11 protein-coding genes are annotated in these 12,463 nt (G+C 63.5%); 5 read left to right on the top strand and 6 right to left on the bottom strand.

Annotated elements, in window-relative coordinates; translation table 11 throughout:
- Positions 1-212 precede the first annotated feature (212 nt).
- From ugpB to NTH_RS21015, 4 genes are read left to right on the top strand one after another with little or no spacing between them, the layout of a single operon-like run.
- The gene (gene ugpB, locus NTH_RS21030) at positions 213-1,535 is read left to right on the top strand and encodes a sn-glycerol-3-phosphate ABC transporter substrate-binding protein UgpB (RefSeq protein WP_338532168.1); all 1,323 of its coding nucleotides are present in this window, start codon (positions 213-215) and stop codon (positions 1,533-1,535) included.
- A gap of 57 nt (positions 1,536-1,592) precedes the next feature.
- On the top strand, positions 1,593-2,474 hold the full coding sequence (gene ugpA / locus NTH_RS21025; protein ID WP_338532167.1) for a sn-glycerol-3-phosphate ABC transporter permease UgpA: 882 nt from the start codon (positions 1,593-1,595) through the stop codon (positions 2,472-2,474).
- Positions 2,475-2,483: 9 nt separating this feature from the next.
- Positions 2,484-3,320 carry a sn-glycerol-3-phosphate ABC transporter permease UgpE gene (ugpE, locus tag NTH_RS21020; protein ID WP_338532166.1) on the top strand — a complete coding sequence of 279 codons (837 nt, stop codon included), beginning with the start codon at positions 2,484-2,486 and terminating at the stop codon, positions 3,318-3,320.
- Between the two features lie 16 nt (positions 3,321-3,336).
- Positions 3,337-4,413: a sn-glycerol-3-phosphate import ATP-binding protein UgpC gene (locus tag NTH_RS21015; RefSeq protein ID WP_338532165.1), complete on the top strand. Its 1,077-nt coding sequence runs from the start codon at positions 3,337-3,339 to the stop codon at positions 4,411-4,413.
- Between the two features lie 49 nt (positions 4,414-4,462).
- Here the strand turns inward: NTH_RS21015 and NTH_RS21010 are convergent, their stop codons facing one another.
- The 5 genes from NTH_RS21010 to NTH_RS20990 all read right to left on the bottom strand — a co-directional run bounded on the left by NTH_RS21010 (position 4,463) and on the right by NTH_RS20990 (position 10,426).
- Complete coding sequence (locus NTH_RS21010) at positions 4,463-5,602, bottom strand: hypothetical protein (RefSeq protein WP_338532164.1); 1,140 nt, start codon at positions 5,600-5,602, stop codon at positions 4,463-4,465.
- Between the two features lie 49 nt (positions 5,603-5,651).
- Positions 5,652-6,854, bottom strand: a complete 1,203-nt coding sequence (locus tag NTH_RS21005) for an MFS transporter (protein WP_338532163.1) — start codon at positions 6,852-6,854, stop codon at positions 5,652-5,654.
- Between the two features lie 578 nt (positions 6,855-7,432).
- Positions 7,433-7,696: a helix-turn-helix domain-containing protein gene (locus NTH_RS21000; protein ID WP_338532162.1), complete on the bottom strand. Its 264-nt coding sequence runs from the start codon at positions 7,694-7,696 to the stop codon at positions 7,433-7,435.
- Positions 7,697-8,025: 329 nt separating this feature from the next.
- Entirely contained in the window at positions 8,026-8,904 is an 879-nt protein-coding gene (locus NTH_RS20995; RefSeq protein WP_338532161.1) for a manganese catalase family protein, read from the bottom strand.
- 154 nt (positions 8,905-9,058) lie between these two features.
- On the bottom strand, positions 9,059-10,426 hold the full coding sequence (locus tag NTH_RS20990) for an alpha-glucosidase/alpha-galactosidase (RefSeq protein WP_338532160.1): 1,368 nt from the start codon (positions 10,424-10,426) through the stop codon (positions 9,059-9,061).
- A gap of 128 nt (positions 10,427-10,554) precedes the next feature.
- On the opposite strand from NTH_RS20990, the gene NTH_RS20985 reads away from it, so the two are divergent.
- Entirely contained in the window at positions 10,555-11,469 is a 915-nt protein-coding gene (locus NTH_RS20985; RefSeq protein WP_338532159.1) for a helix-turn-helix domain-containing protein, read from the top strand.
- A gap of 139 nt (positions 11,470-11,608) precedes the next feature.
- On the opposite strand, the gene NTH_RS20980 is transcribed toward NTH_RS20985, so the two are convergent.
- A complete protein-coding gene (locus NTH_RS20980) occupies positions 11,609-12,175 on the bottom strand; it encodes an HdeA/HdeB family chaperone (protein WP_338532158.1) in 567 nt (188 codons plus the stop codon).
- Between the last annotated feature and the right edge of the window lie 288 nt (positions 12,176-12,463).

The raw sequence follows: 12,463 nt of genomic DNA, 5'->3' as shown, positions 1-12,463 counted from the left end.
TGCGTGTTTTACAAGCCTGTCGTAACGGGTTCGGCTTGCATCATCCGTGCCGGCGCGGCGGCCGGAACGGGTAGCAGCGTTCGTCCACCGGAAATATCGGGCTGAAAAGGATGGACAACGTATTCGCCAGGTGATGTCATCCGCGCGTTACACAAGCTGACCAATAGAGACCGGTCTTCAATCCGGCGATACAGGAACCAGGGAGAACAATCATGAAGTTTCGGACAATCGTTTCCGCGGCGACCGCCTTGACGGTGGTGCTGCCGGCCATGGTGGGCGCCGCGCAGGCGCAGACGCAGATACAGTTCTGGCACGCCATGTCGGGACGGCTGGGCGAGCTGCTCGACGCACAGGTGGCTAAGTTCAACGAAAGCCAGAACGACTATGAGGTCGTCGCCACGCTCAAGGGCAATTATTCGGAAGCGCTGAATGCCGGCATCGCCGCGTTCCGTGCCGGCGAGCAGCCACATATCCTGCAGGTCTTCGAGGTGGGCACGGCAACGATGATGGCGGCCGAGGGCGCCGTCAAGCCAGTCTACGAGATCATGGAGGAAGCCGCGGAACCGTTCGACGCCAACGCCTATCTGGCCGCGGTAGCCGGCTATTACACGACCGCCGACGGCCAGATGCTGTCGCTGCCCTACAATTCCTCGACGCCGGTCCTTTATCTCAACAAGAACGCGCTGGAAGCGGCCGGCCTCGACCCGGAAGCCAGGCCCGCCACCTGGCCGGAAGTGGAGGAGATCCTCGTCAAGCTGAAGGAATCGGGCTCGGCCTGCCCGTTCACGACCGCATGGCAATCGTGGATTCATCTGGAGAATCTCGGCGCCTATCACAACGTACCCTTCGCCACGCAGGCCAACGGCTTCGAGGGTGTCGACGCGGAGCTCGTCTTCAACGGCGATCTGCAGGTCAAGCATATCTCCAAGCTGGGCGAATGGGCCGAGGAGGGGCTTTTCAGCTATTCCGGCCGCCGCAATGAGGGCGGGGCGCGCTTCCGCTCGGGCGAATGTGCCCTGTTCACCGAATCGTCGGCCGGCTATGCCGGCGTCAAGGCGGAAGCCGACTTCCCCTTCACGGTGACGAACCTGCCCTATTGGCCGGACGTGGAGGACGCGCCGCTGAATACCATCATCGGCGGTGCCTCGCTCTGGGTGATGTCGGGCCACGAGGCGGAAGAATATACCGGCGTCGCCAGGTTCCTGACCTTCCTGTCGAGCCCGGAAGTGCAGGCGCAATGGCATCAGGACACCGGCTATCTGCCGATCACCCATGCGGCCTACGAGCTGACCAGGGAGCAGGGCTTCTATGAAGAGAATCCGGGCACGGACGTTGCCATCAAGCAGATGACCGGCAAGGAGCCGACGGACAATTCCAAGGGCATCCGACTCGGCAACTTCGATCAGATCCGCACGGTCATCGACGAGGAGCTGGAAGCCGTCTGGCAGGGCCAGAAGGACGCCAAGGCGGCGCTCGACCAGGCGGTGTCGCGGGGCAACGAGCTGCTGCGCCGCTTCGAGCAGTCGGTACGCTGACGGACAAGGCTTGCGGCCGGCGGGGCGACCTGCCGGCCGCAAGCCGCATGCCCCGATATGGAAAAACGCGTAACCTTCGACCATCGGCTCCTGCCTTATCTGCTGCTGACGCCGCAGCTGGTCGTGACCGTCGTATTCTTCTTTTGGCCGGCGGCGCAGGCGCTCTACCAGTCGCTTCTGCTGCCTGACCCGTTCGGGCTGAGCTCGCGCTTCGTCTGGCTGTCCAACTTCGAGTACCTGCTCACCGACCGCTACTACCTCCAGTCCTTCACGACGACGGCGGTGTTCACCTTCTTCGTGACGCTGGTGTCGATGTCGGTGGCGCTGCTGTTCGCCGTGCTTGCGGATCAGGTCATCAAGGGGGCGGGCACCTACAAGACATTGCTGATCTGGCCCTATGCGGTGGCACCGGCGGTGGCGGGCGTCATGTGGCTGTTCATGTTCCAGCCGTCGATCGGCGTCCTGGCGTTCTACATGAAGGCGGCCGGCTTCCGCTGGAATCCCGTGCTCGACGGCACGCACGCCATGACGCTGGTCATCCTGGCGGCGGCATGGAAGCAGATAAGCTACAATTTCCTGTTCTTCCTGGCCGGGCTTCAGGCGATCCCGAAGAGCCTGATCGAGGCGGCGGCCATCGACGGAGCCGGCAAGTGGCACCGCTTCCGCACGATCGTCTTTCCGCTGCTTTCGCCGACCACGTTCTTCCTGCTCGTCGTCAACGTCGTCTACGCCTTCTTCGAGACCTTCGGCATCATCCACACGATGACGGCGGGCGGGCCGGGCCAGTCGACCACCATCCTCGTCTACAAGGTTTATGCCGACGGCTTCGTCGGCCAGGACCTCGGCTCGTCGGCGGCGCAATCCGTCATCCTGATGGTCGTGGTCGGCGCGCTGACGATAATCCAGTTCCGCTACATCGAGCGGCGCGTGCACTACTGAGGAACAGGCATGGTTGAGAAACGGGGCATCGGGACGATCGTGATGCATCTGGTGCTGATCACCGGCATCGTCATCGTCTGCTTTCCCATCTATCTGACCTTCGTCGGCTCGACGCTTACGCATTTCGAGATCATCCGGCCGCCGATGCCGCTCGTGCCCGGTCCGCACTTCATCGACAATTACGCGCGCGCGCTGACTTCCGGCGTCCATGTGCCGGTGGGGCGGATGCTGTTCAATTCTCTGGTCATGGCGATGGGTATCGCAGTCGGCAAGATCGCCATCTCGATCCTGTCGGCCTACGCCATCGTCTATTTCCGCTTCCCCTTCCGCATGCTGGCCTTCTGGGCCATCTTCATGACACTCATGCTGCCGGTCGAGGTGCGCATCGTGCCGACCTACGAGGTCGCCGCCTCGCTCGGCCTGCTCAACACCTATTCCGGGCTGATCCTGCCTCTGATCGCGTCCGCCACGGCGACCTTCCTGTTCCGCCAGTTCTTCCTGACGGTGCCCGACGAGTTGCTGGAGGCCGCGCGCGTCGACGGGGCGGGACCGTGGCGCTTTTTCAAGGACATTCTACTGCCTCTGTCGTTGACCAACATCGCGGCGCTGTTCGTCATCCTCTTCATCTATGGCTGGAACCAGTTTCTGTGGCCGCTGCTGATCACCACGAAGCCCGAGATGAACACCATCGTCATGGGGCTGAAGCAGATGATGCCGATCGCCGACGATTACGGCAACTGGCCGGTGACCATGGCGGCGGCCATGCTGGCCGTGCTGCCGCCGGTGGCCGTCGTCCTGTTGATGCAGCGGCTGTTTGTCAAAGGCCTCGTCGAGACCGAGAAATAGAAGGACAAGAACCGGAATGGCGACGATTTCCATCCGCGACATCAGGAAGAGCTACGGGAAGACCGAGGTCATTCATGGAGTGAGCCTCGACGTGGCCGACGGCGAATTCATCGTCATCGTCGGGCCTTCCGGCTGCGGGAAGTCGACGCTTCTGCGCATGGTCGCGGGGCTGGAACGCATTACCGCGGGAACGATCGACATCGGCGGTCGCGTGGTCAACGATCTGGAGCCGCGCGAACGCAACATCGCGATGGTGTTCCAGAACTACGCGCTTTACCCGCATATGAGCGTTTTCGACAATATGGCTTATGGGCTGAAGATCGCCGGCCAGTCGAAGGAGGAAATCCGCGCGCGCGTCGACAAGGCGGCGGCCATGCTGCAGCTCCAGCCCTATCTGGACCGCAAGCCGCGCGAACTATCCGGCGGGCAGCGACAGCGTGTCGCCATGGGCCGGGCACTGGTGCGCGACCCGGCGGTCTTCCTCTTCGACGAGCCGCTGTCCAATCTCGACGCCAAGCTGCGCGTGCAGATGCGGCTCGAGATCAAGCAGCTCCAGCGCTCGGTTGGCACGACGTCGCTTTATGTCACGCACGATCAGGTGGAGGCGATGACGCTGGCCGACCGGCTGGTGGTGATGAATGGCGGGATTGCCGAGCAGATCGACACGCCGATGGCGGTCTATGAACGGCCCACCACGCGCTTCGTCGCCGGTTTCATCGGCTCACCGGCGATGAACATGCTGGAAGGCACCGCCAAAGGCCCGGTATTCGCGCTGGAAGGGGGCGGAAGGCTAACATTCGGCGATGCGGAACTGGCGGAAACCGAGCGCCCGGTTCTGCTCGGCATACGCCCGGAACATCTGAAACTGGCCGCATCGGACGAGGCGGTGCTCGAGCTTTCCGTAACGGCGGTTGAGACGCTTGGCGCCGACACGCTCGCCCATGGCAACCTGAGCGGCGCCAACGGCGCCGGCAGCGGGCTCATCGCCCGGCTTCCCGGCAGCGTCAAAGTGGCCCCCGGAGACACGCTCCCGCTGGCCATCGACCGCGGCTCGGTGCACCTCTTCGACGCCGAAACGGGGCGGCGGGTCTAAGATCGGAAAAACCGTGGCACCTTTCCCCCGTGCGCGCCGATGCGCGGCATCACGGCCCAGTTTTGGAGATGCGGGCGATGCGGTTGCCTCGGAAGGTGCCGATCCAGTATTCGGATCCGAGATCGAGCGCCGTCGTGCCTGATCCGAACTCCTTGGATCCGGGATCGCGCACAATCGTCTCGGCCTTGAGGGTCTCGGGATCGATGCGCAGCACGTCGAAGGCTCCGTGGCAGACGCGGGCGTCGCTCATCGGGCATTCGGCGAACGCCTCGACATTCTCCGCGCGCTGCCCGGTCACCAGCACGCGGCCTGCCTCATCCCACTGCAGATTGTCGGCAAACACGCCGATATCGACCGATTGCCGCCGCGGCGAAACAGCACTGCGCTCGATCCTGTGCACCCTGCGGGCTCTCCATTCGGCGACGAAATAGGCGCTGCCATCGGGCGTTGCGAGGATGCCATTGGGTCCCGACATGGCGGTTCCCTCGACCTCCTCCCAGCCGTTACCAGGCGACCATTCGAGCACGGCTCCGGTGGCTTTCCCGGCCGTCAGCTTCTCCGTCCATCCGGTGTCGTTCTCGTCGAAGAATTTGGTCACGGCGAAAGCTCCGTCGGGCAACGCCGCGACGCTGTTCAACTGCGCACCGTCGGGCGCCGGCACACAGCCCCTCCAGACGAGCGACGGCTCCTTGTCGGCCTCCAGCACGATGTCGAAGATCTCCACTGCCTCTCGCCCGCCATGTCCCACAGCGAGCAGCCTCAGACCGTCCTCCCGCTCAGCGAGCGCCAGACCCTGGCCATGGAACGAGGCCGAGGCGGGCCGGCCGGGGCAATCGGGATAGGCGGCGCTGTCGGGTTCCGCCTGGATCGCATCGATTTCAAGGCTGCGCCAGGAGTGGTCGGCGGCATTCAAGAGATAGAACATGCCTCGGGTTTCGCCGGGACCGGCCATGTGGCTCGCCAGCACCCAGTGCGTGCCCGGAATCCTGACCAGATCCTCGGCATTGGCCGGGCCGCAGATGAAGTCGGGGTCGGCCTCGCCATCGCATGTCGCGGCATTCCATTTCGCCGCCGACGCCGCGGCGGACGGGCAGAGCCCGGTCAGCAGGAACAACAGGGCAAGAATAACCAGATCCGCTCGCCGCTCCGTGACTGCCCGCCTGTCAGAGATGCTTGTCGTCGTCGTCAACTTTTCCTCCATCTCTCGAACAAAAGTTCTGGCAACCGTGCTGCCGGCGCTATGCCGGCCGTAGCTGCTCGCGCGGCTGCGCCGGAAAGGCGAAGGCCACCGCCAGTGCGCCGAAGCCCACGGCAGAGGATCCTATGAACAGCCAGCCATAGGCGCCGAAAGCGTCGAACACCCAGCCGCCCGCCAGCGGACCGAACGCCATGCCAATGCTCGACAGCATGGTCGCGGCACCGAACACGGTTCCCATCACGGCCTGCCCGAAATAGTCGCGGGCAAGCACGGCGTAGAGCGGCATGACGCCGCCATAGGTCGCGCCGAAGATCACGGCGAGCACATAGAACTCCTCAAGCTGATTGACGGCGGTATAGGCCCCGATCGCCAGGGCCTGCACCAGCAGCCCGGCGATCAGGACCGGCTTGGCGCCGAAGCGATCACCAAGGACGCCGAAAAGAACGCGGCCGCCGAGCCCCGCCAGGCCCTCGACGCTGTAGATGCTCACCGCCGCCATCGGCGCCACGCCGCAAACCATGGCATAGCTGATCATGTGGAAGATCGGCCCGGAATGCGCGGCGCAGCAGGCAAGGAAGGTGAGACCAAGAACCAGGAACTGGGGAGACCGGAGCGCCGTCCCCACCGAAACGCCGTGGGCGCCGGCGGCGAGACCGGACGCGGCGTCGGCTGCGACCGGCGCAGGTGGGCGGCGCACCAGCAAGGCGGCCGGTATCAGCAGCGCCCAGGCGGTAAGGCCGATGGCCAGCATCGCCGTGCGCCAATCATAGGTCGAGATCAGCCATCGCGCGAAGGGCGAGATCGTCATCGGCGCCACGCCCATGCCCACCGAGACGAGCGAGACCGCAAGGCTGCGGTTCTTGTCGAACCAGCCCGTGGCCGCTGCAATCATGGGTGCAAAGAAGGCGCTTGCCGACAGCCCGACGAGAATGCCGTAAGTCAGTTGGAACTCGAGTTGCGATTGGGCCCGGCTCGCCAGCACCAGCGCGAGCCCGAGCAACACCGCGCCGATGAGCACGACGATGCGGGTGCCGAAGCGGTCGCTTGCCGCGCCCCAGCCGAAATTGCCGAGGGCCATGGCCAGGAAATTGACCGTCATCGCGCTGGAAATGCCTGTACGCGACCAGCCGGTTGCCGCGGACATCGGGTCCAGGAAGACCGCCAGCGAAAACATCGCCCCCATGGCGACACAGCCCATAAGCGCGCCCGCGCCGATGATTACCCAGCGGTACGAATCGTCCATCCCCGGTTGCTCCCTGTTTCGATCAACAATCGCCGGCCAAGCGGCGGCATCTGCGCCTTTTGGCGTCATTTGCGATCCAAGGACGATCGGCTGGACGTGTATTCGACAGAACCACCGGATTTTTTAGCTTTTGCCGGCGGCCCTCAATCCCATGGCTCCGGACCCACGGCGCTTTCCGCATCCATGCGGGACGCCAGGTGATTCCATCGACTTGATCTTGCGAAGGTCCGGACGAAAACCGCTTCCACTTTTCCTGGATTGCTCAATGCCGTTTGCGACACGAGCTGGATTCGGGGCCCTTTGGGGACTGGTTCAGGTAATGCTATCGATCTTCCGGAGAAAAACCCGCGCGCTCTGCCGCGCTCGCTTTCGAACTGAGACGGGTGATTTCCATCTTTCCTGGTGCCGCAATCTTGATCTTCGGCATTGCGGCCCTGGCTCACAGTGGCTTGTTCGGCCCCTGGCGCGGTCCGTCACCCGGCCGCAGTCGCAGAGGCCGTCATCGCACCGCCATCCTTCTCGGCTTGACCATTGCGTGGCTGGACACCTTGCGAGCTGCGGCCATCGGCGTTCAGCTCTCACGCTGCGTCAGATATGTCCGATTCCAGATCGAACACGCCATCTGGCAGCGACAGCGCCCGGGCGATCCGCTCCCGGTAGCCCTTGTCGAAGCGGTGGCCGGCTTCGATCTGTTCTATCTCTTCGGCGGTCAGGCCGCTCGTGACGGCCACGTCCTCTATAGTGTAGCCGAGATGTTCCCGGTAAGCACGGACGATGCTCGTCCCCGCTGATATCGCATTGGACACTGCCTCTGGCAGCGCAAAGGGCGTTGCAGTAGCCATTTTGCCTCCAAATAGTGGATCGGCCGAGCGGAAATCCGATAGATGTCGGTCGATGTGGGGCGGATGCCGAAATGCCTTCCTGGGGCAGCATCCGAAAGTACAGGCACTCTCGAAAACAAAGAGGCGCTCGCACAATATGGAGGCTGATTGGCCGCCGATCAAGAACTCAATCCGTCTCCCGCCGGCGGCAACGCATCGACTCATTGCGCGGCGCTCCCGAGAAGGAGGCGTTGGACCTCGCCATCTTCGTCTGTACCAGCCCATCGGGGGAGGCGACATGCGGCAACTCCCACCAGTGCGCTACCGGCTCCTGGTGGGAGCTGAAATTGTTACGACGCGACCGGCGGCTTCGGCTTCTTAGGCGTGCCGTGGAGGCGCGGATCGCCCGCCGCGAGCTCTTCGACCGTTTCGCCCAAGGGCTGAGGGTCGGCCAGATATTCGAACTTGCCCTTGCCGTCCGGAGTGGGACCTTTGGCCCAGCGGCCTTGCTCGCTCGCGGTGCCGTCAGAGCAGTTCCAGAACTGATACGCCACCTCGGACTTCTCTCGCTCCTGCGGGAACGTAGCGGGAGCAGGCGTCATATCCAGCCCGTCCGCCTCGAGCTCGGCGATGGCGGCGAGCCATTGGTTCTGGTGCATGGTGTCCCGAGCGATCAGGAATGAGAGCATGTCCCGCACGCCCGGGTCGTCGGTCATCTCGTAGAGCCGGCAGACCTGAAGCCGTCCCTGCGATTCGGCGGTAACGTTGAAACGGAAGTCGGCAAGAAGATTGCCCGAGGATATGGTGTAGCGGGCGTTCCAGGGATAGCCGACACTGTCGGTAGGGGTCGCTCCCTGGCCTGAAACTATGGCGTGCTGAGGGTTCATCCCGGAGACGAGCACATCCTCCATGCGAGTGCCGCCGAGCACTGCGCCAATGGCCGAGTTCTTGGCGGCGTCCTCGCGCGCTTCCACTGGCGAGGTCTCGAGCAGCCGCGCGATCATGGTGGCCAGCATCTCAACATGAGCGATCTCTTCGGTACCGATATCGAGGATCATGTCGCGGTACTTTTCAGGAGCGCGACAGTTCCAACCTTGGAAGAGATAGGTCATCATGACGCTGATCTCGCCCCACTGGCCGCCCAGGACTTCCTGAAGCTTCTTCGCGTATACGGGATCCGGTCGCTCCGGTTTAGCATTGTACTGATACTTGTTGGTCCGAAAGAACATGTAGGTCTCCTTGGCTTGGGGGAACCTGCAGCCGGCGCTGCCGGTTCGCCCCCAACTGGAACCGCTGACATAGGTTCCGGCTGAGCCGTGAGGGGGGCAAACCCAAAAAGACGCCCGGCCGCAAAGACAGGGCGCAAGTTGGGAGGAAACCCAACTAGGAGACCTGTCGCTTCGCCTCCGCGCGCGTCCATTCGGGAAGCATGCCGCCATGGGCGGCGATAAGCTCGTCGACGAGATTCCAGATCTGCTCGAGGTCGAGCTCCGCGGCGGTGTGCGGATCCATCATCGCAGCGTGGTAGATGTGCTCGCGGTTCTCCGACATGAGGGCGGCGACCGTCAGCTCCTGCACGCTGATGTTCGAGCGCATCATCGCCGTCAGTTGCGGGGGCAGCTTGCCCACGACGGTCGGCTGGATGCCATTCGCATCGACCAGGCAGGGCACTTCGACGGCGCAGCCTCGAGGCAGCGAGGTGATGTAGCCGTCGTTCGGCACGTTGCCATAGATGACCGAAGGCTCGCCCGTCCACACGGCGTTGACAATGGAGGAGGCATATTCGTGGCTGGCCTCCACCTTCATGCGGTCGGTCGTCTTGTACCGCTCCGCCTGCGCCTTCCAGCTCTCGATCTGCTCGATGCAGCGCCTGGGATACTCATCGAGCGGGATTGCGAATTTTTCGATCAGGTCCGGCCGGTCGCGCTTGATGAACCAGGGCGTGTATTCGGCGAAATGCTCCGAGCTTTCGGTCACGAAATAACCGAGGCGCAGCAGCATTTCGAAGCGTACCTTGTTCGGGCAGCGCGGCATGGACCGGTGTTTCGGGAGCCGGCCTTCCAGATATCCCTTCAAGAGGTCGGGATAAAGGTCGCGGAAGCTGCCGTCCGCCATCTTCTCCTCGAAAGTGAGGTAGAAGGCCATGTGGTTGATGCCGGCGGCGCGGTATCGGACGTTGCCGACCGCAATCCCGAGCTCGCGCGCGAGCTCGCAGGCCGTGCCCTGAACCGAATGGCACAGGCCCACCTGCCTGATCTGCGGAAACTTTTCCGCGATTGCCCAGGTGTTGATGGCCATCGGGTTCACATATTGCAGGAGGATGGCTTGGGGGCAGACCTCCAGCATGTCCTCGCACACTTTCCACAGATGCGGCACGGTACGGATGCCGCGCATGATGCCGCCCACGCCAATCGTGTCGGCGATGGTCTGCCGCAGGCCGTATTTCTTCGGCACCTCGAAGTCGATCACGGTCGACGGCTGATAGCCGCCGATCTGAAAGGCGACGATGACGAAGTCGGCGCCCTCAAGGGCGGCGCGCCGGTCCGTATAGGTTTCCACCTTGGCGGAGACGCCGAGCGTGGCGGCGAGCTTGCCGGCGACGAGGGCGCTTTCGTCCAGGCGCTGCGGGTCGACATCCATCAGCGCTACGGTCGCTCCGCCGAGAGCGGGGCGCTGCAACACGTCTCCGATGATGTTCTTCATGAAGACGGTCGAGCCGGCGCCGATAAAGGCGATTCTTGGCTGTGCCATTCCGTTGGCTCCGAAATTCAGGCGGCAATGTCAGGGCGAAGCGTACCTCTTGCGCCATTGCGCGCAATCCGGTTCTCTAAGCATCTGTTCCGGTTTTTAAAGACGAGTGGGCGAGGAGGGCAGTGAGCGTGCCGCAAACAGCAGGTTCAGCCGGCCAGGAAAAGGCAAAGCCATTGCCCCGGCCCGACCGGCGGTTTTACGCCGGCAGCAAGGCGTTTGGCCGGTTTGGCATGCGCTGGTTTGCATCCCGGCCGATGGAGACCGAGCACTGGCACGGCCATATCGAGTTCAACTGGCTGACGAAAGGCGCAATGGCCTATCGCTTCGACGGCCGTTCCGTCGAAATCCCGCCGCGACGGCTTGCGATGTTCTGGGCCGGCATTCCGCATCAAGCGGTAAATATCGACCGCGGGGCCGACGCGCACGCCCTCCAATGCAACATCTACCTGCCGCTCGATGCATTTCTATGCATGACGGGCCTTGGCCGGTTGACGGAGACCATGATCGGCGGCGGCGTCATTTTGCTGCCGACCGACGCTGTGGACGACCGCCTTCTTCAAAGATGGTACCGGGACTACCGCAGCGGCGATGCCGAGCGGGCGGATATATTGAAGCAGGAAATCACCACCATGCTGCGGCGCGCCGCCCTTGTCGGATGGGATGAATGCCTGCCGCCATGGGTAGACGCATTGGAGCCAGGACCACGCACGGCTACGCCGCTGCAATATGTCGTCTCGATGGTGCGCCATATCCATGAACATCTGACAGAGCCGATCGCGGCAAAGGACATTGCCAGGGTCGTCGGTCTGCATCCCAATTACGCGCTCAACCTGTTTACGCGCGTGATGCGCACGCCCATGCGCCGCTTCATCATCCGGATGAGGCTTATCCGGACGCGGGCGCTGCTGTTCGAAGGCAATCTGTCGATCGCCAATGTGGCCTACCAGTCCGGCTTTTCCTCACAAAGCCAGTTCTACGTCCACTTCAGGGATGCCTACGGCGTGACGCCTTTCGAGATGCGGCAGAAGCGGTCGTTCGTGTAGCCGCCGCCTGAAACAGGAGGACCCCGAGGAGACAGCCGCCCACGTGCATTTCCGTGCTCGCGGCAATCGCGCGATCCGCAAAGGCTTGCGGGCGCCCGCCGCCCGAAAGGGCGGCAGGCATTCCGGCCGGCGAGCCGGGCTACTGCATGGTGCCGCCCTGTTCACCGAGGACATCGACAACGATCCGGTCCGGACCCTCCCGGCAGGTGGTCATGACGGTCTCGACGTCGATTTCGGGCATGGTGCCCCCGGCTCCCATGTCACCGGTCGTGCCGGCAGTGGTCGTCGTGTCGGTACTGGCAGTCGTGCCCGTCGCGTCCGTTTCAGCCGTGGCTGCGGTATCGGTGCCCGCGGCGTCGCCGGTAGCGTCGGTATCGGCCTCGGCTGTCGTGTCGGACGGTTCGGTCGTGCCGGCCGCGCCGCCGGTCGTGCCGGTCTCCGCCGAAGCGGTAGTATCACCTGTCGTGGCCGTCCCGGAGGCCGCGGCCGAGGTGTCGGATCCGTGCGCTAATTGATAGCCGGCGATGAAATACAGCGTGCGCTCCTGGTCCTCAGTCTCCAATTCCACGATCTGCGCACAGGTAATGGTGTCAGGCGACATGCCCATTCCGTTTGCCGAAGCGCCGCTGTCCGTTTGCGCCAGCGCGACGCCGGCCCCTACTGTCAGCGCAACTGCGCCAACCGAGGTCATGAGAAGTTTTTTCATGGTTAGATTCTCCCGATCGAGTTTGAGGTACTGCTTATTCACGGCTGCTGAACCTTCATCCGCGCGCGGTGTTCCCTCCGCCTGCAAAAATAGACCAGCCGGCAGGCCGACGAGCAGGACGGGCCCTGCGGGCCGACCCGTTGTCTGACGTTGCGATCAAATCAGCTGGCGGATTTCCGAGCCGTCGGCCAATGAGCTGCGGGATGTGCGGGCTGGGCCGGATACCAAGCGGACTGGACCGTATCGATGCGCAATGGCAAGCAAGCGCCGTTGGCGCTACCCGTCCCC

This window comes from Nitratireductor thuwali, from assembly GCF_036621415.1.
In the GTDB taxonomy this organism is placed as follows: domain Bacteria; phylum Pseudomonadota; class Alphaproteobacteria; order Rhizobiales; family Rhizobiaceae; genus Chelativorans; species Chelativorans thuwali.
This window is presented reverse-complemented; position numbering and strand designations above follow the sequence as displayed.